The sequence below is a fragment of the Salinivibrio sp. IB282 genome (genome assembly GCF_001995685.1).
Taxonomy (GTDB): Bacteria; Pseudomonadota; Gammaproteobacteria; order Enterobacterales; family Vibrionaceae; genus Salinivibrio; species Salinivibrio kushneri.
Genome location: NZ_MUET01000026.1, coordinates 1 through 22,116, shown reverse-complemented (window position 1 = coordinate 22,116; position 22,116 = coordinate 1). Strand labels below are relative to the sequence as shown.

At 51.3% G+C, this 22,116-nt stretch carries 20 protein-coding genes and 2 pseudogenes; 8 read left to right on the top strand and 14 right to left on the bottom strand.

The window, feature by feature from the left end; genetic code table 11:
• Nucleotides 1-122: 122 nt before the first annotated feature.
• A pseudogene (locus BZG14_RS07515) lies at nt 123-494 on the bottom strand (Rsd/AlgQ family anti-sigma factor); the annotation flags it as partial.
• 103 nt (nt 495-597) lie between these two features.
• On the opposite strand from BZG14_RS07515, the gene nudC reads away from it, so the two are divergent.
• Both nudC and hemE read left to right on the top strand, forming a co-directional pair.
• The gene (nudC, locus tag BZG14_RS07510) at nt 598-1,368 is read left to right on the top strand and encodes an NAD(+) diphosphatase (RefSeq protein ID WP_077608407.1); all 771 of its coding nucleotides are present in this window, start codon (nt 598-600) and stop codon (nt 1,366-1,368) included.
• A gap of 217 nt (nt 1,369-1,585) precedes the next feature.
• On the top strand, nt 1,586-2,650 hold the full coding sequence (gene hemE, locus BZG14_RS07505) for a uroporphyrinogen decarboxylase (RefSeq protein ID WP_077608406.1): 1,065 nt from the start codon (nt 1,586-1,588) through the stop codon (nt 2,648-2,650).
• 42 nt (nt 2,651-2,692) lie between these two features.
• On the opposite strand, the gene BZG14_RS07500 is transcribed toward hemE, so the two are convergent.
• Together BZG14_RS07500 and BZG14_RS07495 are read right to left on the bottom strand one after the other, a co-directional pair.
• Nucleotides 2,693-3,280, bottom strand: a complete 588-nt coding sequence (locus tag BZG14_RS07500) for a uracil-DNA glycosylase family protein (protein ID WP_077608405.1) — start codon at nt 3,278-3,280, stop codon at nt 2,693-2,695.
• A complete protein-coding gene (locus tag BZG14_RS07495; protein WP_077608404.1) occupies nt 3,281-4,186 on the bottom strand; it encodes a D-2-hydroxyacid dehydrogenase in 906 nt (301 codons plus the stop codon).
• A gap of 91 nt (nt 4,187-4,277) precedes the next feature.
• Between BZG14_RS07495 and BZG14_RS07490 the strand changes: the two genes are divergently transcribed.
• Nucleotides 4,278-4,868 (top strand): YjaG family protein, encoded by a 591-nt coding sequence (locus tag BZG14_RS07490; RefSeq protein WP_077608403.1) that lies wholly within the window; start codon nt 4,278-4,280, stop codon nt 4,866-4,868.
• A gap of 45 nt (nt 4,869-4,913) precedes the next feature.
• On the opposite strand, the gene BZG14_RS07485 is transcribed toward BZG14_RS07490, so the two are convergent.
• On the bottom strand, nt 4,914-6,002 hold the full coding sequence (locus BZG14_RS07485) for a CNNM domain-containing protein (protein WP_077486498.1): 1,089 nt from the start codon (nt 6,000-6,002) through the stop codon (nt 4,914-4,916).
• Between the two features lie 223 nt (nt 6,003-6,225).
• Here BZG14_RS07485 and hupA point away from each other — a divergent pair, with 223 nt between their 5' ends.
• Genes hupA through BZG14_RS16010 form a run of 3 tightly spaced genes read left to right on the top strand, consistent with a single transcriptional unit; the run spans nt 6,226 to nt 7,378 of the window.
• Nucleotides 6,226-6,498 (top strand): nucleoid-associated protein HU-alpha, encoded by a 273-nt coding sequence (hupA, locus tag BZG14_RS07480; RefSeq protein WP_046074522.1) that lies wholly within the window; start codon nt 6,226-6,228, stop codon nt 6,496-6,498.
• Between the two features lie 60 nt (nt 6,499-6,558).
• Nucleotides 6,559-7,233, top strand: a complete 675-nt coding sequence (locus tag BZG14_RS07475) for a DUF1481 domain-containing protein (RefSeq protein ID WP_077608402.1) — start codon at nt 6,559-6,561, stop codon at nt 7,231-7,233.
• Between the two features lie 22 nt (nt 7,234-7,255).
• On the top strand, nt 7,256-7,378 hold the full coding sequence (locus BZG14_RS16010; RefSeq protein ID WP_274532390.1) for a hypothetical protein: 123 nt from the start codon (nt 7,256-7,258) through the stop codon (nt 7,376-7,378).
• A gap of 2 nt (nt 7,379-7,380) precedes the next feature.
• Here the strand turns inward: BZG14_RS16010 and purD are convergent, their stop codons facing one another.
• Nucleotides 7,381-8,676: a phosphoribosylamine--glycine ligase gene (gene purD / locus BZG14_RS07470; RefSeq protein WP_077486497.1), complete on the bottom strand. Its 1,296-nt coding sequence runs from the start codon at nt 8,674-8,676 to the stop codon at nt 7,381-7,383.
• Nucleotides 8,677-8,697: 21 nt separating this feature from the next.
• Complete coding sequence (purH, locus tag BZG14_RS07465; RefSeq protein WP_077608401.1) at nt 8,698-10,287, bottom strand: bifunctional phosphoribosylaminoimidazolecarboxamide formyltransferase/IMP cyclohydrolase; 1,590 nt, start codon at nt 10,285-10,287, stop codon at nt 8,698-8,700.
• Between the two features lie 270 nt (nt 10,288-10,557).
• On the opposite strand from purH, the gene zntR reads away from it, so the two are divergent.
• A complete protein-coding gene (gene zntR / locus BZG14_RS07460; RefSeq protein WP_415767933.1) occupies nt 10,558-10,983 on the top strand; it encodes a Zn(2+)-responsive transcriptional regulator in 426 nt (141 codons plus the stop codon).
• Nucleotides 10,984-11,235: 252 nt separating this feature from the next.
• Here zntR and BZG14_RS07455 read toward each other — a convergent pair whose 3' ends face one another.
• The 4 genes from BZG14_RS07455 to prmA all read right to left on the bottom strand — a co-directional run bounded on the left by BZG14_RS07455 (nt 11,236) and on the right by prmA (nt 15,980).
• Entirely contained in the window at nt 11,236-13,215 is a 1,980-nt protein-coding gene (locus tag BZG14_RS07455) for an ATP-binding protein (RefSeq protein ID WP_077486494.1), read from the bottom strand.
• Between the two features lie 364 nt (nt 13,216-13,579).
• Entirely contained in the window at nt 13,580-13,876 is a 297-nt protein-coding gene (gene fis / locus BZG14_RS07450; protein ID WP_021024113.1) for a DNA-binding transcriptional regulator Fis, read from the bottom strand.
• A gap of 22 nt (nt 13,877-13,898) precedes the next feature.
• On the bottom strand, nt 13,899-14,864 hold the full coding sequence (dusB, locus tag BZG14_RS07445; protein WP_077608400.1) for a tRNA dihydrouridine synthase DusB: 966 nt from the start codon (nt 14,862-14,864) through the stop codon (nt 13,899-13,901).
• 228 nt (nt 14,865-15,092) lie between these two features.
• Nucleotides 15,093-15,980 carry a 50S ribosomal protein L11 methyltransferase gene (gene prmA / locus BZG14_RS07440; RefSeq protein WP_077608399.1) on the bottom strand — a complete coding sequence of 296 codons (888 nt, stop codon included), beginning with the start codon at nt 15,978-15,980 and terminating at the stop codon, nt 15,093-15,095.
• Between the two features lie 243 nt (nt 15,981-16,223).
• On the opposite strand from prmA, the gene BZG14_RS07435 reads away from it, so the two are divergent.
• Nucleotides 16,224-18,182 (top strand): methyl-accepting chemotaxis protein, encoded by a 1,959-nt coding sequence (locus BZG14_RS07435; protein WP_198532030.1) that lies wholly within the window; start codon nt 16,224-16,226, stop codon nt 18,180-18,182.
• Nucleotides 18,183-18,234: 52 nt separating this feature from the next.
• Here BZG14_RS07435 and accC read toward each other — a convergent pair whose 3' ends face one another.
• The 4 genes and pseudogenes from accC to BZG14_RS07415 all read right to left on the bottom strand — a co-directional run.
• On the bottom strand, nt 18,235-19,578 hold the full coding sequence (gene accC, locus BZG14_RS07430; RefSeq protein ID WP_077608397.1) for an acetyl-CoA carboxylase biotin carboxylase subunit: 1,344 nt from the start codon (nt 19,576-19,578) through the stop codon (nt 18,235-18,237).
• Nucleotides 19,579-19,588: 10 nt separating this feature from the next.
• The gene (accB, locus tag BZG14_RS07425; RefSeq protein WP_069361535.1) at nt 19,589-20,041 is read right to left on the bottom strand and encodes an acetyl-CoA carboxylase biotin carboxyl carrier protein; all 453 of its coding nucleotides are present in this window, start codon (nt 20,039-20,041) and stop codon (nt 19,589-19,591) included.
• 26 nt (nt 20,042-20,067) lie between these two features.
• A complete protein-coding gene (gene aroQ / locus BZG14_RS07420) occupies nt 20,068-20,523 on the bottom strand; it encodes a type II 3-dehydroquinate dehydratase (protein ID WP_069361534.1) in 456 nt (151 codons plus the stop codon).
• 340 nt (nt 20,524-20,863) lie between these two features.
• Nucleotides 20,864-22,036, bottom strand: a pseudogene (locus tag BZG14_RS07415) (acetate--CoA ligase); the annotation flags it as partial.
• Between the last annotated feature and the right edge of the window lie 80 nt (nt 22,037-22,116).

Sequence of the window (22,116 nt, the reverse complement as noted above, 5' to 3'; positions counted from 1 at the left end):
AAATAAAAAGGCACCTCTTCGGAGGTGCCTTTTGTTTATCTGGCGTGTGGGGTTGTCAGTGATGACAGCAACAAAAAAGCCGCCTAGGTTGGCGGCGTTATACGGCTAAACGGTAGGTTGACTTACGCACCGGGTGGATGAGCAAGGCTGTCAGCAATGACGCGAATCAGGGTATCTTCTAACTCAAAACGCTGCTCTAGCCACTCACCAATCGCAGACATATCTTGGTCAAAATCGGTGGCGTCATAATCTTCGTCGTCCAAGTCTACCGTACTGAATTTATCATTAAAGTCTAACAGAGGGTCTGTCGTATCAACGATGCGATAATAAAGGTTATCGGTCTCTTTCGTCGCCGCGAACCCTGTTGACTGCCAACGCTCCATGACCATGTTGTAGATCTTGAAGTGGCCGGTCGAGATATAGTCGACAAGATGATCACAGAAATTATCGAGTTCTGCTTTTGTTGGCAGCGATTGTTTTTTTTTGGCGGCCAATATAAGGCCGACTGAAAATTAACGGGCTGCTCAATCCTTTGCATCACGTTATGAAACTAGATTGCCAGTATTCAAGTATAGCTGCAAGGCTAAGGAAGTGACCATGTCTCAGAATCAACAAGCCGTCTATGTGTGCGCGATGACCAAGGGCAAACTTTGGCTACCAGAGGGTGAGCTGCCATGTATCCCCTTGTCGCAGTTGCCCTTTTCCGGCGGTGATATCGTGACTGTCGGTCACTATCAGCAGCTGCCTGTCGTTGGGGTATTTAATTGTAACCCGGTGCTTCCGGATGATGAGATGGCCGGTTTACGAGACTTACTCTCCAGCCTGTCAGCCGACTTGTTTGCATTAGTGGGGCGTGTGGTTCAGCTCGATTATATGCGCCAGCAGCAAGCCTATTGTGGTCGCTGTGGTCAGCGCACGGCATTTAACGCTCAGGCGGTAGCGATGCGGTGTGCCAACTGTCAGCGTCACGATTATCCGCGTGTGTCGCCTTGTGTGATTGTGGCGGTACGTGATGATAAGCGGTTACTACTCGCACAACATCCAAGGCATAAAACGGGGATGTACACCGTGATTGCTGGGTTCGTCGAGCCCGGAGAAACACTCGAACAGWGTGTGGCGCGTGAGGTCGAGGAAGAGACGGGCATTCGTGTTAAAAATATCCGTTATATGGATAGCCAGCCTTGGGCGTTTCCCTCCAATCTGATGATGGGCTTCTTGGCGGACTATGCGGGCGGTCAGCTAAGGCCAGATTATGAGGAATTGACGGATGCACAATGGTTTGACTGCGACGCCCTACCGCCAGTCGCGCCTAAAGGCACCATTGCTCGACGTCTTATTGAGGCCAGCTGCACCTTGGCACAGGCATAAAAAAACCCGGCCGTAGGGGAGCCGGGGTAAGATGCGAACATGTTGTCTTTCGTAGACCTATTGTCGTTATAGGTTGGTTGTAACATGTGGTTAAATGATCAGCAATCCTTTGCCGTTCCTAGGTGACAGTTTTATGATCCTGTTAACAAAGCTTGGCTGTTGTTGCTGTCGCACAGTGATACAATGAGCGCCACTATTCGCATACAGGTTTAACACAATGACCGAATTAAAAAACGATCGTTATTTACGCGCCCTCTACAAGCAACCAGTCGATTGCACGCCGGTATGGATGATGCGTCAAGCGGGTCGTTATCTGCCGGAGTATCGTGAACTGCGCGCGCAAGCGGGGGACTTTTTGTCATTGTGTAAAAACGCCGAGCTAGCTTGCGAAGTCACCATGCAGCCACTGCGTCGTTTCGATTTAGATGCGGCGATCTTGTTCTCAGACATCCTCACCATTCCTGATGCGATGGGGCTCGGGCTGTACTTTGAAACGGGCGAGGGCCCCAAGTTTTCTCGTCCCATCACCTGTAAAGCTGATGTGGATAAAATTGGCATACCCGATCCCGAAGGGGAGTTGCAGTATGTGATGAACGCTGTGCGTACCATCCGTCGCGAGTTAAATGGTGACGTGCCGTTGATTGGTTTTTCGGGGAGCCCGTGGACGCTGGCGACCTACATGGTGGAAGGGGGAACCTCAAAAGCCTTTACCAAAATCAAAAAGATGATGTATGCCGAGCCTCAAACGCTGCATGCCTTGCTCGATAAACTTGCCGATAGCGTGACTAGCTATTTGAATGCGCAAATTAAAGCCGGCGCTCAGTCGGTCATGGTGTTTGATACCTGGGGGGGCGTGCTCACGCCACGCGACTATAACGACTTTTCTTTGCAGTATATGCAGAAAATCGTGGATGGTCTTATTCGCGAAAACGACGGTCGTCGTGTTCCAGTGACGCTGTTTACCAAAAATGCCGGCATGTGGTTAGAGCGTATTGCGGCCACAGGGTGTGACGGTGTGGGGCTTGATTGGACCATTAACATCGCGGATGCCAAAGCGCGAATTGGCGACAAAGTGGCGCTACAAGGCAATATGGATCCATCAATGCTCTATGCGAGCCCAGAACGCATTCGCCAAGAGGTTGCCACCATCCTAGAAGGGTTTGGAGAGGGCACGGGCCATGTGTTTAACCTTGGACATGGCATTCATTTGGATGTGCCGCCAGAAAACGCAGGTGCCTTCATTGATGCGGTGCATGAACTCTCGCGTCCTTACCACGATTAGTAAAACACGCTCGCCAACTGGCGAGCGTTGTTCTTTTTAGCCTCAATCGTATAAAGCCTGTTGAACGTGATAGCGCATGGCAGGCACCACCTCCTCTTCAAACCACGGATTGCGGCGTAACCACAAGGTGTTTCTGGGGGAAGGGTGAGGCAGCGCAAAGGTGTGAGGCGCCCACTTTTGCCAGTGCTTGACGGTCTCGGTCAATGTTTTTGGTTTATTGGCTAAATGGTACCTCTGTGCATATTGGCCAATCAGCAAGGTTACCGCAACGTGAGGAAGATGCGCTTTGATTGCCTGGTGCCAAACAGGCGCGCAGATACGTGTCGGCGGCAAATCGCCCGATTGACCTTTGCCGGGATAACAAAAACCCATGGGCATGATGGCAAATAAATCTGGCTGATAAAACTGCTCGCGAGTGACCCCCAGCCATTCCCGCAAACGATCACCACTAGGGTCATTAAATGGCAGCCCACTCTCATGCACACGTTGTCCTGGCGCTTGGCCGATAATCAGTGCTCGCGCGTTAGCACTGGCTTGGATAACAGGGCGAGGCCCATCGGGTAGCCAGTGTTGGCATAACCGACACGCTCGGGCCGCGGCTAAAGCCGTGTCTAAATCCTCGAAAAGCATCTAGTAACCTTTGTCAAAATCGACTGAGTACATGAGCGGTTCGCCTGCATGCCAGCGGCGATAGTTATCGGCAAATAGCGCAAACACCTGCTCAGGAAAACTGACAGCCGCAATATGGGGAGTCACTCTCACGTTTGGGTGTGTCCAAAAGGGATGCTGCTTCGGCAGTGGCTCTTGTTGCATTACATCCAAGACCGCCAAGCCGAGTTTTTTGTTATCTAACGCGTGGAGCAGGGCGGCCTCATCCAAGGTGGCACCCCGTCCAACGTTGATGAATATGAGGTCTTTTGCCTGTCGCCAAAAATCCGCATTCAAACATTTATCCGTCTCAGGCGTGGCGGGCAAGGTACTGACCAGCACATCCATCTTGTCTAAGCGTTGCTCTAATGCTGGCAGTGTCAGAGTGTGATCAAAACTATCGACGGGCCGCCCATCTTGGTTGACGCCAAGTACGGTCATGCCAAAGGCGTGTGCGACGGTCGCGATATGCTGGCCAATCGCCCCTGTGCCTAAGACGGCGAGCGTTTGTCCTCGCAACGACTGATAGGGCTGTGGCTGCCAGCAACGCTGTGCTTGCTGTTCGGCATACTGGCTTATATGCCGGCTTTCATTGAGCACAAACCCGAAGACATATTCGGCCATCAGTGCCCCGAATATGCCGCGCACGTTGGTGAGTTGATAATGACGGAAAGGGGCTTTAATCAGGGCATCGGTACCGGCAAAGGTCGACTGGAGCCAACGCAAGGCCTTGGCTTTGGGCAATAGCGGGGCCGCAAGCGGCGGATCGGCCAACCAGATACTGGCCTCCTCTGCGGATGAGGTGATAGCGAGATCGGGAAGTTGAGCCGTTTCAAGCAACTGGTGATACGTCTCGACATGCTCGCTGATAACGTAGATTTTATCCACAAAGGCTCCTTTTTATGGTGGGGGGAATCAAGTACACTGGCCGCATTCCATGAGGACAACATACCTTCCCGTTATTAAAGACTCACTGACTATGTTACGAAACCCTTTACAACTGCGTTTGGAAAAATGTGAAAACTGGCAGCACATTAGTTTTATGGCTGCGCTGGTGGAACGTATGGTCCCTAACTATGCGCTCTACTGTGCCCAAACTGGATTTGCCGACCCGCAAGCGTTTCGCAATATTCTCGATGCGGTATGGGAATCGCAGACGGTTAAAAGTGCCAAAATTGACTTCGAACGACAATTGGAAAAGCTAGAGCCATTAATTCCGGTCGCTGATGAGGATGCCATTTATCTGACTTATCCGGCGATTGATGCCTGCATCGCCTTGTCTCAGCTTCTTCACGCTTTGTTAGATCGTGATGAAATCTTGCCCATTACATTAAAAGTTTCTCAGCAGTCGGTCCTCAGCGTAGCGCAGCTTGAAGAAGCGCAGACCGGTGAGGCGGTGACGGATGAGAATCAAAAGAGGTTTGAAGCGGTTTGTGAAGAGTGGGATGCCCAATGGGCGATTTTCCGTGTGCTAAAAAGTGCGGAAAGCCGTGATGTGGAGATGATCAAAAGCATCCGCCAAGAGCTGCGTGAGGCGGGCGTCAGTAACCTTGGATTAGGTGTCGAGTAAGCACGCGTCACCCGATAAAAAGGCGGCGCGAGCCGCCTTTTCTGATCATGACTCATCCGTATGTCGCTGGACCGGTGGTTCATCGTCATCTTGGCTTTCAATCATGTTGTGCTGCTTCTTCCATGCATCCCAACGTTGATACGCGAGCTGTTGCATATCAGTTACCGTGTCTGCCTCATCGATAATTTCTCGCCCGGTTAAGTACTCAAACACATCCTCCAAGGTGATAATACCTTGCACCGTGCCATATTCATCGACAATCATCGCCAACTGAGCGCGGCGGATCATTAAGATATCAAACGCTTGCAAAACACTGTTCCCGGGAAGGATCACCGCGAGGGGGCGCATGAGATTGCCTATCGGCGTTTGGCCTGCGCCTTGGGTTTTGGCTTCATAGATATTGGACTTGTGGACAAAGCCTAGAATATCGTCACGCTGCTCACCGTAAACCAGCGGACGAGAGAACGGGCAGTCACCATGCTCGTCAAGGAAGGTATTCACATCCATCTCGGCAGGAATGCGAAACAGGACCGGGCGCGGTGTCATCAGCTGTGTTGCGGGCAGGTCACGTAACTTCAGCATGTTATGAAGCATTTGTGTTTCGTCTTCCCCCATTTCCCCACTTTCTGATGCCAGCATTGCCATCGCTGAGATTTCATCACGTAGTTTAACATGGGTGGTATCCGCGCTGAGCCGCTTGGTGATCTGCTCAGACAGCCAAACGAATGGCGTCAGTGCCCACACCATCCACTTGAGTACCAGTGCCGCGCCAGGGGCTAATTGGGGCCAGAAGTTGGCGCCAATGGTTTTGGGAATGATTTCTGAGAGAAGCAGAATGGCAAGCGTCAATACGGCGGAGAATACGCCGACCCAAGCATCACCAAACACGTGAGCCGCTTGTGCCCCCGCGCCGGCTGCCCCCACAGTATGTGCAATGGTGTTGAGGGTCAGAATCGAGGCCAAGGGGCGATCAATATCCTTTTTAAGCGCATTGAGGCGCTCGGCCGCAGGGTGCCCTTGGTGGCGGAGGTTCGCAATGTAGCTGGGTGTGATACTGAGCAGTACCGCCTCAAGTACGGAGCAAATGAAGGAGACGCCAATCGAAAGCGAGATAAAAAGAACCAGAATGAGCATAGATTTCCGGAGTTAAAAGCCAATCAACACCCTAAAGATCAGGCCATTGGCGGGCTTTTACAACCATTCAACTGAGAAAAAACGCAACAAATTGTGAGATCGCGCTCAGTTTGTGGTTAAAGAGCCTCCATACAGCCACACTCATCGCCACAAACCTTTGCCAGCCGGGCTTCTTTTGAATTAGAGTGACTTCGTCTCTAAAAAACCTAGAAGGGAAGACATAATGAACAAGACCCAACTGATCGACCTGATCGCAGAAAAAGCGGACCTTTCAAAAGCACAAGCGAAAACAGCTTTGGAAGCGACTTTGGGCGGTATTGAAGGCGCCTTGAAAGAAGGCGAGCAGGTACAACTGATTGGCTTCGGTACGTTTAAGCTTAACCACCGTGCAGCACGCACCGGTCGTAACCCACAAACGGGTCAAGAAATTCAAATCGCTGCGGCAAACGTCCCTGCGTTTGTCGCAGGTAAAGCGTTAAAAGACGCTGTTAAGTAAGCACGCATGCTCATGTCGCCATAGCCTTCTCGCTATGGCGTTTTTGTATGTGGACTCGTGATGCGTTCTAAATTTTGGATAGTCGCGTTGATGGCCATCCTGGTTGGATGCTCAAGTGGGCAGCCTTCCAAGCCGGTCACACATATGACCGCCGCTTCCGCCGGCGATTATCGCGCTKTTTACTGGTTGGATAGTCAGCAAGGGCAGGTGATTGGTTTAGCCGAGCAAGTGTGGCAGGGCGATTATGGTCGTTATCGTAGCGAGTATGTCTGGCGAGACGGCAGCTTGCGTGCAATCAAACGAGAGGGCACACAGCTGGCGGGCGCCGCATTAGCTCCCTTCTCTATCTATGTTCGATTTGATGCCAGTGGTGAGCCTGTCTTTCAGCGCTATCAGCAAGATGAAACCTTACTCCCCTTGAGTAGCGCGACACTGACCCGCCTTTATCAAGAAGCCAATCAAGTACAGCAGCAAGCAAAAACGCAGTTGTCACGTGATGTATCAGTGTGGCAAGCGCAGCGTCAGGGCGACCGTTGGGTCGATTGTCGTGGCGATACCCAGCGTTGGACATTTTCTGACACGATTGATCCCAGCGTGGTTTCGCAGATAAGTCAGCCCGGCACCTTTGTGGTTGCAGGTGGCGATTCAGGTATCCTACGCGATAACATCGACTTTCTTGTGTATGTCGATAATAACAAAGCCTGTTTGCAGCGCCCTCGCTTACTTGACGAATAAAAGCTCGATGAATAGACGCTCGATGAACAAAACCCTATCGAAGCAAAAAAGCTCGTCGACACGTAAAAACCGCGGATATAAAAAATGCGCCTTGGTGGCGCATTTATCGGGTCTGGCTTGCTGGATGCGGCATGCCGCGATGTAACATTAAGTCGATAAATCAGCTTTTTCGCGAGATACCGCGCGGTGGGCGATGTCATTGCGGTAGAAGCAACCTGGCCAATGAATCAAGGCCGCGAGCGCGTCAGCCCCTTGTTTTGCCGTAGTCACATTCTCACCTAATGCGGTCGCACAGAGCACACGTCCGCCAGCAGTCACGATATCACCGTCTTTCAGCGCGGTACCGGCATGAAACACTTTGGCTGTCTCACTATCGGTGGGTAGCCCCGTGATACGATCGCCTTTTCGATACTCACCTGGATAGCCGCCAGCGGCTAAGACCACACCCACGGCTGCACGCGGATCCCAGTGAGACTCGACCTTATCAAGACGCCCTTCGCTACCTGCCAAGCAAAGCGCAACCAAGTCTGATTGCAAGCGCATCATAATCGGCTGGGTTTCCGGATCGCCAAAGCGACAGTTAAACTCAATCACTTTTGGCTTGCCATCGGCGGTAATCATGAGTCCCGCGTACAAAAAGCCGGTGTAGGGGATGCCATCTGCATGCATTCCCTCTACGGTGGGCATAATCACCTCGTCCATCACGCGTTGGTGAATGGCATCGGTGACCACAGGGGCAGGCGAGTATGCGCCCATGCCGCCAGTGTTTAGGCCGGTATCGCCCTCTCCAACCCGCTTGTGGTCTTGGCTGGTGGCCATGGGGAGCACATGCTCACCATCCACCATGACGATAAAGCTTGCTTCTTCACCTTGCAGGAATTCCTCGATGACCACGCGGTGCCCGGCTTCACCAAACGCATTGCCCGAGAGCATATCGCGCACCGCCTCGGTGGCTTCTTGCTCGGTCATCGCCACAATGACCCCTTTACCGGCGGCGAGGCCATCGGCTTTGACCACAATGGGCGCACCTTTTTCCGCGATGTAGGCTAGCGCGGGCTCAACCGTCGAAAAGGTTTGGTAGTCGGCAGTGGGAATGCCGTGACGCGCCAAAAAGTCTTTGCTGAAGGCTTTAGAGCCTTCAAGTTGCGCCGCTGCTTGGGTTGGGCCAAAAATGGCCAAGCCGTGTTCACGGAAGGCATCGACCACGCCCAACACCAAGGGCGCTTCAGGGCCGACGATGGTTAAATCAATCTGTTGCTCGCGGGCAAAGGCCAGCAACCCCTCGACGTCATCAGCGGCGATGGCAATATTGCTGACTTTTTTCTCATGCGCGGTGCCGGCATTACCCGGTGCGCAGTAAACGGTGTCGACGTTCGATGACTGCGCGGCTTTCCACGCTAGGGCATGTTCGCGGCCACCGCCACCAATCACTAAAACCTTCATATTCTCTCCTTCCTCAGCCACTTAGTGGCGGAAATGGCGCATACCGGTAAAGACCATCGCCATGCCATGCTCATTGGCGGCGGCAATCACTTCTTCATCACGCATCGAGCCACCCGGTTGGATCACGCAGGTGATCCCAGCGTCGGCTGCGGCATCAATGCCGTCACGGAAAGGGAAGAAAGCATCAGAGGCCATCACGCTACCGGCCACTTCGAGCTGCTCATCGGCCGCTTTGATGCCGGCTATTTTTGCCGAGTAGACGCGGCTCATTTGGCCGGCGCCCACGCCAATGGTCATGCTGTCTTTGGCATACACAATCGCGTTTGATTTCACGTATTTTGCCACTTTCCAGCAAAATAGCGCATCGTTCAGCTCTTTGTCTGTGGGCTGGCGCTCAGAGACGATACGCAAATCGTCTAAACCGACCATCCCTTGGTCGCGAGCTTGGACTAACAAGCCTCCGTTAACCCGTTTGCTGTCCCAACCTGTGGTGCGCGCTTGCCATTGGCCACACTCGAGAAGGCGGACATTTTTCTTTGCCGCAACCACCGCTTTCGCCGCATCACTGACGCGAGGTGCGATGATCACTTCAACAAATTGGCGCTCGACAATGGCGTGTGCCGTGTCGCTGTCTAGTTCACGGTTAAAGGCAATAATGCCGCCAAATGCTGAGGTCGGATCGGTTTGATAAGCGCGCTGATAGGCACTGAGTAAGTCTTCACCGATAGCAACGCCACAGGGGTTGGCGTGTTTTACAATCACGCAGGCAGGCTGTTCAAATTCTTTCACGCACTCTAATGCCGCATCGGTGTCAGCGATATTGTTATAAGACAGCGCCTTGCCCTGCAGTTGGGTAGCCGTGGCCACCGAGGCTTCTTGCGGGTGGGCTTCAGTATAAAAGGCGCCCGCCTGATGGCTGTTCTCGCCATAGCGCATGTCTTGCTTTTTAACCCAGTGTTGGGTCAGGGTACGTGGGAATGGCGAGTCTTGGCTGTCTTCGGCGTGATGGTAGGCAGGCACTTGGGTGCCAAAGTAATTCGCAATCATGGCATCGTAGGCCGCGGTGTGCTCAAACGCGGCAATGGCTAAATCAAAGCGCGTGGCATGTGTCAAAGACTGCTGGTGCTGATCCATCTCGGTGAGCACGCGATCATAGTCTTGGCTGTTCACCACAATGGTGACGTCGGCATGATTTTTCGCCGCTGAGCGCACCATGGTTGGGCCGCCGATATCGATATTCTCGATRGCTTGATCGCGTGTGCAATCTGGGTTGGCAACGGTTTGTGCGAACGGGTAGAGGTTCACTACTACCATATCAATCGGTGCGATCTGATGCTGCTCCATCACCGCATCGTCTTGACCGCGYCGGCCCAAAATGCCGCCGTGAATTTTCGGGTGAAGGGTTTTCACGCGGCCATCCATCATTTCTGGGAAACCGGTATGATCGGACACTTCGGTGACCGCAAGGCCGTTTTCTGCGAGTAAACGGGCCGTGCCGCCGGTCGATAGCAGTTCGACACCGCGTTGGGCGAGTGCTTGGGCAAACTCGACCACACCGGTTTTATCAGATACGCTCAGTAACGCGCGACGAATAGGACGCAGATTTTCCATGGCTTAGTTCTCTTCACTGACAGATTGAATGCTTATCAAAGCTCACTATGTATAACAACAGGGGTGAGCTTTATTAAACCGGCAAGCGCCAAAACGGCGCCATTCTATCTGATTTCGTCTGCGCAATCGATTGCTATTTACTGATGGCGACATTTTTATTGTTTTTACACCTCAGTGCTTTCTAGTTCTCATGCAACGCTGGTCATAAGGGCCCGCCTTTGCTACAAAAAGAGAGTTCATCCAACATGAAAAGGAGCGGTGATGACCAAGTTGCTGCAAATAGGTGAGTTAGCCAAGCACTGTGGTGTCTCCACCGATACGCTGCGCTTTTATGAAAAATCTGGCTTGCTCGCACCGAGTGCGCGCACAGAGGGTGGATACCGGCTTTATGCCGATGAGGCCATTAGCCAAGTGATGTTCATTTTACGCGGCAAAGAGATGGGACTATCGCTTGATGAAATTCACGAGCTGTCTGACATTCGCGAAGAAGCGACGCTACACACCTGTGCAGAAGTAAAAGGGATCACCCAGCGGCGCCTGAATGAGGTCTCAGAGAAGATAGCCGCGCTTGAGCGGGTCAAGCATGCCCTTACACGTCTAAATGCCGCCTGCTGCGGGATGGACGACGATGACGCGACCCATTGCTCGATATTAGAAACCCTTGCGGACAGCGAAGATGCTGATCCAATGTGTTAAGCCTGTAAGCCAGTTTTGGGTTGTTAGTAAGTGTGAGCAATATGCTTCAGCCATCCTCTTGGTATGGGGTTGATCTAACCACTTGTATTCGAAGATAGCTTGCACGCAAGTGCGTTTCCTCGGCCMGATATCATGCTATCGGTCATATTCTTGCTTGTAATGTAAATCAACAACGACACGGGGAACCAAGCGCTATAAATTACGCGCTCAGATTATCTTCTAGCAACTGTTCTGATTGATAAACCATTGTTCTCACTTGCCTTCCTGCTTGATATTGTTTTTCGTGGTATAGCCTTGCTCTGGATGGTTTGGGATCGTCGGGTAGACTAAGTAAAGTTGTTGCTGTTTTACCATCTGACTTAGGTAGTTTTTTCTGAGCGTGTCTGGTTTCATATCGAGTAAGTTGGCGATGTCTGCGAGCTTCAGGCACTGAGGCTCAGCAGCTTGGCATAACGCAATGAGAGCTTGCTCAACGGTCGCCTTAGACTTCTTCCTGCCAGTGAGTTTAGCGACTGGATTTGCTATCTTTTTGAGTTCAGCCCATAGACTTTGCGCTTGTTGATCAAATTTGCCGTGTTGGTCCGGAGTTAGGTCCGGAGTTAGGTCCGGAGTTAGGTCCGGATCTTGAGAGTGCAAGTCCGGCACTTCGCCTTCTCCACCAAACAGAGACAGCTGCGTAGCACTAGGAGAAGCGACAAAGCTAATGCTCTTGCCTGCATCGTTGTCTGGGGTTGGCACTTCAATCCCTTTCAGATGATAGATTTTGCCTTTATGTTTTCCTGCTGATTCTAAATACCCAGCTGAGACCAATTGACTGAGGGCCAAGGTTACCTCACGGGTGTGTTCAGACGTGAGAGAACATATACGCTCATGATTAAACCAAGATTCAGTAACAGCCGTGACCAGTATTGTGCGTTTAAGCTCACTCAATTGTTTGTAGTTTTCACCAAAAAGGTCTACGAGCTGCTGATGGAGCTCCGGTGATAGTATATTGACCATCCGCAGTTCAAGCAGAGTTTGGTCGAGTTCGTATTTTTCATAGAGGTGCGGCGGCTGCCAGTTTTGGCTGCGGCAGTTACTGTAAATTTTAGGAATGCCGGACCCTGCTTTTTCACTCAGCCCAATATTCAAAAACATTTGATGAATGGCCGGGTTGCGGCATTGGCTGTTCCCACCAGCAATTGCTTCTTGAACAGGAATTCTCATTAAGCCAGGATTACGAAACCCAATAAAATCTGGATGCTTTTCGATCAGGATATTGTCTTCAGAGTTAAAGTTAGCGTGCGCGAGCGTGTTGACCAAGGCTTCTCGAATGGCTTCGTGTGCCGGAGATGTATCAAGGCGTTGCCCATCACTAAGCTGAAAGCCAACTTTTAAATCGGCGGTGAGCTTACGATAAACCTTGCGGTAGAAATCAAAGGCATTGCCTGACCAAGAACCATCAGTATAAAGACGGTCAATCCAGCGATGAGAACTATCGTCTTTTTCTTGGTAGTCGAGAGAGTATGCCGGGAAGGCATCTTGTAGCGCGTCCCAGCGTCCAAACATCACTAGCCCCGCTAAAGTTAACCCTTCAGTGCCAGACGTGCGATCTCGTCGCCAAGCACGAATAGAGCGTAAAAACTCTTGGTCTGAGAGTTCTAAATAAGGGTGCTGAGGTTTCACGTCTTTAAACATTTGTCGATAAACACGTAAGCTCTCAAGCTCTATGTCATCAATGGTGAAGTGCTCTAAAACTCTTTGGTCACGCTCATTCTCTTGCTCCGCCATCATTTGTTTAACGGTATCTGAAGAACACTTCTGGTCGGCTTCGTAAAGGCGTACAAAACTTCCCATGAGCGGGTTGCCATTGATGTAAACTGGGCGCTCTTTACGCGGGGCTCTCGCCACGTTAATGCAAACAATAGACTTTCCATCGATAACCTCAACGTGCACGTCCCGCTCACTGAGCAAGTTACAACTAACCTTGTTGGGATTATTGACGGTATCAACGATGTTCTTAACTAATGGGCCAGGGTTTGCGATGCCTTCAAGGATAAATTGACCGCGTTTTTCTTTGATGCCAAGCAGAATGACGCCACCACGGGTGTTAGCGAACGCGCTGTAGGTTTCCCACATATCATTCGGGACAGCACCTTTACCGTCTCGGCCTCCCGCGAGTTTGCACTCTACTTCAGCGCTTTCTTGCAGTGATTGGACATCTTCTTGGTTATTCAGTGTTAACTCTTCCATGGCTCCTCATACAAACACTGTAGCGGTAAGCTTTTTGAACTGACTGATATACTCTGTGGCATCGGTTTTGTTGTTCAGCTAACCGAGGCAAAGACAATTTTCGGTCTGTTAAACTTTTAAAGTACAGCCTATTCGTAGGTGGGCTTGAGCCTTAGGTTATCGAGTGTCGCTCTTTTCGCCAATAACTGATGCGTATTCTTGTGTGAAAGTTTGTGCAATAACTCGTACAGATTGTTTATCCTTGGAGCAGAGTGTGTATTCGAACTGCTAGCAAGTTAGAGAGAATCATGGTTTTTCGTGTGATAAAAAAGCCGCACCAAGAAAGAAGGCGCGGCTTTTAAATCGGTAGCTTGTGTCTTGGCAATCAGTTCATGCCGTATTTTTTCAGTTTCTTACGCAATGTACCGCGGTTGATGCCCATCATGGTGGCTGCGCGGGTTTGGTTGCCGCGCGTGTATTGCATGATGGTATCCAGCAGTGGCTGCTCAACTTCTGCGAGGACAAGCTCATACAGATCGTTGACTTCCTGGCCATTCAATTGCGCGAGGTAGTTCTTCAAGGACGCTTTTACAGAGTCACGAAGTGGCTTTTGCGTAATTTGATCTTGTGAAGTTACAGTCGTTACTGTCAATGTTTCGGAAGTCAGGTTTTGTTCGAACATATTCTGTCAGCTCTTCTCGTATTTATGCAACGTTGTCGAAGTAGCCTTGCAGCGCATCGATCTGCTGTGATGCATCTTCGATTGCGTTGAAGGTGCGGCGAAAGTCGCCAATTTGGTCATGCTCTTTTAGGTACCAGCCCACGTGTTTACGGGCAATACGTAACCCTTTGAGCTCCCCATAAAACTGATGAAGCTCTTGAACATGACCCAACAAAATCGTCCTAACCTCTTCTAACGAAGGGGCAGGCAAGTGCTCACCTGTGGTGAGATAGTGGTGGATTTCGCGAAAAATCCACGGGCGTCCCTGAGCAGGGCGACCAATCATTACCGCATCCGCACCCGTGTAGTCGAGGACATACTGGGCTTTTTCTGGTGAGTCAATGTCGCCATTGGCAATCACCGGAATGGATACTGCTGCCTTGGCAGCCTTAATGCTGTCGTATTCTGCTTCACCTTTGTACATACAGGCACGCGTGCGGCCATGTAGTGCAAGGGCTTGGATGCCACAATCTTCCGCCATCCGGGCGATCTCAACACAATTCTTATTGTCCGGATCCCAGCCTGTACGTGTTTTGAGTGTCACGGGAACATCCACCGCGTTTACCGTGGCTTTGAGGATTTGTTCAATAAGATCAGGCCGCGTTAGCAAGGCAGAGCCTGCTAACTTTTTGTTGACCTTTTTCATTGGACAACCCATGTTGATGTCAATAATTTGCGCCCCGTTCTCCACACAAAACTGCGCCGCGTCAGCCATAAGCTCGGGTTCAGCCCCCGCGATTTGCACTGAACGCAGACCGGATTCGTCAATATGAACCATGCGCTTTTGCGACTTGCTCGTTCGCCACAACGCCGGATTCGACGACATCATTTCACTGATCGCCATGCCCGCACCATGTGCAAGGCATAACTCACGAAATGGTCTATCTGTCACGCCGGCCATTGGGGCCACGATCAAGGGGACATCCAGGGTGTAGGGTCCGATACGCAAAAGCTCTAAATCCTCTTCAGCCGCTCTGAGTCAGCAAGGGCGCGCATTTTACGCATTTTTTCAGTATCTGAAAAGGACAATATTTGAGCATTGATGGCTTGATTTTTACAGTTCTTTTTGTATCGATGGCGTTTCGCTGATTAATCAAGCAGTTCGGTATGCTCATTAAATAAGCCTGATGCACCGGCGTGGCGAGTGTGTCAGGCTTTATGGGTGCCAATGAGCTGTTTAAGCAGGTAAATCCCCACTTATGCGGCACCACTCTTCGCGCTCGACAATTGGGTCGATAGTGAGACTGTCACGGTAATGGTTCGCCACATCATCCGCTTGAGTTTCTAGCACGCCAGACATCGCTAGCTGACCGCCGGGTTTGATCAGGCCTTTGATGACACTCGATAATTCACGCAACGGTCCGGCAAGAATGTTAGCAACCACCACATCGGCTTTGAGACCGGCCGGTTGGTCCTTAGGAAGATAGAGGTGAAGTTGGTCGGCGACACCATTGCGCTCGGCGTTGTCTTTTGATGCCAACAGCGCTTGTGGGTCAATATCAATACCAATCACACGCTCCGCGCCCAGTTTAATCGCCGCAATCGCGAGAATGCCGGATCCACAGCCAAAATCGACCACGGTTTTGCCACTTAGATCTAGGCTATCAAGCCATTCCAAGCACAGTGCGGTGGTTGGGTGTGATCCTGTGCCAAAGGCGAGGCCCGGGTCGAGCATCACGTTCACAGCTTTATCATCAGGCACTTCACACCAGGTTGGACAGATCCACAGCCGCTGGCCACATTGAATGGGCTTAAAGTTATCCATCCATGCGCGCGTCCAGTCTTTGTCTTCCAGTTGCTCTACTTTATGGGCAAAGTTGTCCGCCAACAATGGACTCGCGTTTAACACGGCCAACACGGTCGCCATGTCCGCTTGGGCGTCGTATAACGCCATGATGTCGGTTTCGCCCCACAGACGGGTTTCACCAGGCAAAGGTTCAAAAACAGGCGTGTCTTTGGCATCTAAAAAGGTGACGGAAAGGGCGCCCGCTTCTTCCATTAGTAGGTCGCCAATGGCTTCTGCATTTTCAGCAGTTGCATTTAGTTTTAATTGGATCCAAGGCATGGTGAATCTCGTGTCGGAAAACATCGTTCCAGTTTATCAGACTGATACTCGAACTGCTTGTGCTCTCTGGGTTGCAATCTGGTTTGCATTTTGCCATTCCCGCTTTTTATGTGTGGGTTAACACGTTTTTATCACTAAAAAAACACGTAAGACTCTGATTATATTAATCTAGACATATCGGCACAAAAATTGAACAGGGTAAATAGTTCAGGCGTCATTAGCATCAGCGAGGAGAGGATGACCATGCGGGATAATGGAGCAGTTACACAAAAAGAAGTGCGGTTTGATGGTCGTGGTGAGCTGGTGTCGCGCACCGATTTACGCGGCAAGATCCAATATGTCAATGATGCGTTTGTATCGATCAGTGGTTTTACGCGTGATGAATTAATGGGCAGTGATCACAATTTGGTTCGCCATAAAGACATGCCGCCAGCCGCGTTTGCTGATATGTGGAAAACCATTAAAGCGGGCAATAACTGGCGTGGTAWGGTGAAAAACCGCTGTAAAAATGGCGATCATTATTGGGTACAAGCGTTTGTTTCGCCGGTGATTAAAAACGGCAATATGATTGGATTTCAATCTGTGCGCAGTGAGCCAAGCCGCGAAGAGATTGAACAGGCTGAGAGTTTGTATCAAAAAATGCGGCAGAATCCATCGCTAGAATTACCTAAACCATCAGTCACTCAGCGCATCCAACTTCGCCACTTTTTTCACGCCGTTTTGATAGTGATGTGCATGCTTGGCTTGGCTGGTGGTTATATGGTGTATCACCAAGAAAACTATGTTGTCATGGGGCTGCTCGGTACTATGGTCGCCCTGTCAGCAGTGAGCACGTGGGTGGTGCAAAATCGTGTGATCGCTGCCATCAAAATGACCAGTGAGGCCTTAAATAACTTAGCCTCTGGAAACCTCGAAAATGCCAATGAGCCGGTACGATATGACGAAATGGGCCAGCTGGCGGATAATTTAAAAATGGTAAAAGCACGCTTTGGTGCGATTATTGGTCAAGTGATTGAGAACACCCATTCGCTTATCGCTCAGGCTGACACATTATCGGATAAAGGGCATGGCGTACAACATACGATGGATGCGCAGGTATCACAGACGACACAAGTGGCCAGTGCTATGTCACAAATGACTTCCACCGTTGAAGAAGTTGSGCAAAACATGAACCGCACGTCGGAAACGATCGAACAAACTCAGATTCGCGTGAATGAGGGCGCGGGCGTCGTTACCCAAGCAACAACGAGTATGGAAACCTTTATCGGCGAACTGGAAGCGACCATCGAGCAGATCCAAGCGAGCGCGGATGAGAGCCAAAAGATTACGACCGTGACAGAGACCATCAGTGATATTGCCGAGCAAACTAATTTGCTGGCCCTTAATGCTGCTATTGAAGCCGCCCGAGCGGGCGAACAAGGGCGCGGCTTTGCCGTGGTGGCTGATGAAGTGCGCGGTTTAGCTCAGCGCACACAGCAAGCAACAGGCGACATCCGAGAGATGCTTGAGGGGCTACAATCGGGCATCCGCCAATCGTCAGAGCGGATTGTGAGCAATAATCAAACAGCACAACAAACACTCACGTATGTGACCGAGTCGAACCACGTACTGAACGACATATTGGATAAGGTTAATGATGTCAAACAAATGGGGGTTCAGGTCGCGGCGGCGGCTGATCAACAAGCCAGTGTGACCAAGGAAATGAGTGAATCGGTCGAGCAAATTCATTCTCAAAGTCAGAGTGCCAGCAGTGAGGCTACGGAAACCTCGAATATTGCTCGTCAATTGACGGAACAATCTCATATGTTAAGTAATACACTGAGTGATTTTACCGTCAGTGGACAGTCGTCGAAAACACATGACTTTAGTGCGATTAAAAATGCCCATTTGGCTTGGAAAACCAAAGTAAGAGATTTCTTAAGTGGTGACAGTGCTGCCATGAATCGTGAAGTTGCTTGCTCGCATCACAAGTGTGCGCTCGGCCAGTGGTACTATGGCGAGGGTAAGGCTCAGTATGGACACCTCAATAGCTATCGCGCACTCGAGAAGCCTCACGCTGAGCTGCATCGGACGATAAAATCAATTATTGAACTTGACGATAAGGGCGATCGCGAAGGCGCAGAAGAGAAATATTTGCAGATTGAGCCGCTTTCTAAGCAAGTGGTGGCGGGAATTGAAGCGTTAGAACGCGAGATGAAGTAAAAGCATGAAAAAGCCGCCGGTTCAACGGCGGCTAATTCATACAATGTCTTATTTATGACAAGCCGAGTTTCTTCTCGAGATAATGGATGTTGGCACCGCCGTGTTGGAAGTGCYMGTCATTCATAATATCGAGCTGGAGAGGAATGTTGGTTTTAATCCCATCAATCACGGTTTCCGCGAGGGCATTCCGCATACGCGCAATCGCGACGTCACGGTTCTCGCCGTAACAGATAAGCTTGCCAACCATGGAGTCATAATGGGGCGGAACTTGATAGCCCGCGTACACGTGTGACTCCCAACGTACGCCCATTCCGCCTGGAGAGTGGAAGCGTTCAATTTTGCCTGGGCTCGGGATAAAGCGCTCTGGATCTTCAGCGTTGATCCGGCATTCCACCGCGTGGCCGCGAATTTGGATGTCGTCTTGGGTGAACGACAGTGGCTGACCCGCCGCAATGCGCAGTTGTTCTTTGACCAAGTCGACGCCAGTCACCATTTCGGTAACGGGGTGCTCGACCTGGATGCGAGTGTTCATCTCAATAAAGTAGAACTCGCCGTTTTCATATAAGAACTCAAAGGTCCCGGCGCCGCGATAACCAATCTCAACACATGCGCGACAGCAGCGTTCACCAATGAATTTACGCATCTCTGCGGTAATACCAGGGGCTGGCGCTTCTTCAACCACTTTTTGGTGACGGCGCTGCATTGAGCAATCGCGTTCACCCAGGTGAATCGCACCACCTTGACCGTCGGCCAAGACTTGCACTTCAACATGGCGAGGGTTCTCAAGGAATTTTTCCATGTAAACCATGTCGTTGCTAAATGCAGATTTGGCTTCGGCGCGGGTCATGGCAATCGCATCGATAAGCTCTGCTTCAGAGCGCACCACGCGCATCCCCCGGCCACCGCCGCCACCGGATGCTTTGATGATCACCGGATAGCCAATACGTTTGGCAATGGTTTTGTTTTTTTCCTGATCGCTACCCAGCGGGCCGTCTGAACCCGGGACACAGGGCACCCCTGCTTTCTTCATCGCTTCAATCGCCGATACCTTATCGCCCATCAGGCGGATGGTTTCGGCTTTGGGGCCGACAAAGACAAACCCTGAACGCTCAACCTGCTCGGCAAAATCAGCGTTTTCGGATAGGAAGCCGTAACCGGGGTGAATGGCCACCGCGCCGGTGATTTCAGCGGCGCTGATGATGCGAGGAATATTCAGATAGCTTTGGTTACTCGATGCAGGGCCGATACAGACGGTTTCATCGGCGAGCAACACGTGTTTAAGATCGCGGTCAGCGGTCGAGTGCACCGCGACGGTTTTAATCCCCAGCTCTTTGCACGCACGCAAAATGCGCAATGCAATTTCACCGCGGTTAGCAATTACAATTTTATCTAACATGCGCCCTCGCTTATTCGATGATCACGAGTGGTTCGTCGAATTCAACGGGCTGACCGTCTTCACAGAGAATCGCTTTGACCACACCGCTTTTGTCGGCTTGGATTTGGTTCATCATCTTCATCGCTTCGACAATACACAAGGCGTCGCCTTCTTGCACGTGGCTACCGACTTCGACAAATGCGGCCGATTCTGGGCTTGGTGCACGATAGAAGGTACCGACCATCGGTGAAAGCACTTGATGCCCGCTCGGTTGCGGTGCGCTTGCAGGTTCGGCGGCCGGCGCTTCAGGCGCGGCGGGTGCCGGGGCGGGTGCCGGTGCGTATTGTGGCGCAGCCATTTGCGCAGGCGCCGCTGGGGAAGAGCGGCTGATACGAACTGACTCTTCGCCTTCGGCAATCTCTAGCTCAGAGATGCCTGACTCTTCAACAAGCTCGATCAGTTTCTTAATCTTACGGATATCCATGATAGGTCTCTTCTTTATGTTTTGTTTTACTCAGCCGCAAACGCCAAATGACGCGCGGCCGCTGTTAAGGCGAATTCATAACCATCAGCACCAAAGCCGCTGAGCACCCCGACGGCTTTATCCGAAAAGTACGAGTGATGCCGGAAGGACTCACGTGCGTAGACATTCGACAAGTGCACTTCGATAAAAGGGATGTCGACCCCTAATAGGGCGTCACGCAGGGCGACAGAGGTATGGGTCAGCGCTGCTGGGTTGATAATGATAAAGTCTACGGTCTCCATGGCTTGGTGGACTTTATCGATGAGGCTAGCTTCGCTATTGGATTGAAAGTGTTCAAGACTGAGACCCAAGGTAGCGGCTTGTGCCTCTAAGCCCGCCATGATTTGGCTAAGGGTCTGGGCGCCGTAATGCTCGGGCTCACGCTTGCCAAGCAAATTGAGGTTTGGGCCATTTAAAACTAAAACTTGGTTTTTTGTAGACATCTTGACGCTTACTTCTCCTATTCGCTGTTATTGTGCAGCTTAATGCGGATTCCAGCCGGTGGGCATGTTATGACGGCGCATACCATGCAAATTTGTCCTTACTGACAGCAATTATAGAGACTTCAGCGCAAATCGCAGCAAAATACTGGTCTAATCAGCACACTTTGTCCTTTTGCTATCAAAAAATGGTGAGTGACGGGCGGTTTGACGCGAGGTGACCCCTCATGCCCCTACTTTTTGTGTGATTGCGAGGGAGGGAAAGAGTTCCGTTTCCCGTGTGCTGGGGATCAAAAAAGCCGCCCGCAGGCGGCAAAGGTTGCTAAGCAATCTTTCGTGAGGGTTAGACCACACTTTCTTTTTCTGCGATAAGCTTATCCACCACACTGGGATCGGCCAATGTCGAGGTATCGCCCAGACTACCGGTATCACCGGTGGCGATTTTGCGCAGAATACGACGCATGATTTTGCCTGAACGGGTTTTAGGCAGTGCATCCGTCCAGTGGATGAAGTCGGGCGTCGCAATTGGGCCAATTTCTTTGCGCACCCACTCTTTGACTTCCTTGTGGAGTTCGGCACTGGGCACTTCACCGGCATTAAGGGTGATATAGGCATAGATCGCTTGGCCTTTGATATCGTGTGGCACACCAACAATCGCGGCTTCGGCAATTTTATCGAATGCGACGAGCGCGGATTCGACTTCGGCGGTACCCATTCGGTGACCCGAGATATTGAGGACATCATCGACGCGCCCGGTGATCCAGTAATAGCCGTCTTCATCACGACGCGCCCCGTCACCGGTAAAGTACATGCCTTTAAAGGTGGAGAAATAAGTTTGCTCGAAGCGGTCGTGATCGCCAAAGACGGTACGCATCTGTCCTGGCCACGAGTCGAGCATCACGAGGTTACCCTCGGTGGCGCCCTCGAGTATATGGCCCATGTTATCCACCAAGGCCGGCTGTACGCCAAAGAAAGGACGCGTTGCAGAGCCCGGTTTCAGTGCGGTGGCACCGGGCAGTGGGGTGATCAAGATCCCACCGGTTTCCGTTTGCCACCAGGTGTCGACAATCGGACAAGCTTGGTTGCCAATGGTGCTGTGATACCACTCCCACGCCTCTGGGTTAATAGGTTCACCCACCGAGCCCATGATCCGCAGTGAGTCGCGTTGGGTGCCAGCGACGGCTTCATTGCCTTTGGCCATCAATGCACGGATGGCGGTCGGCGCGGTGTAAAGAATATTCACTTGGTGCTTATCGACGACTTCACTCATTCGTGCGGTGCTTGGATAAGTGGGGACGCCTTCAAATAAGATTGTTTTCGCGCCGTTGGCCAGCGGCCCGTATACCAAGTAGCTGTGGCCGGTGATCCAACCAACATCCGCGGTACACCAGAACACGTCTCCCTCTTGATAGTCGAAGACATACTTAAAGGTCATCGCCGCATACACCAGATAGCCACCGGTCGTATGCAGTACCCCTTTTGGCGTGCCTGTGGAGCCAGATGTATAGAGAATAAACCGCATACACCAGATAGCCACCGGTCGTATGCAGTACCCCTTTTGGCGTGCCTGTGGAGCCAGATGTATAGAGAATAAAC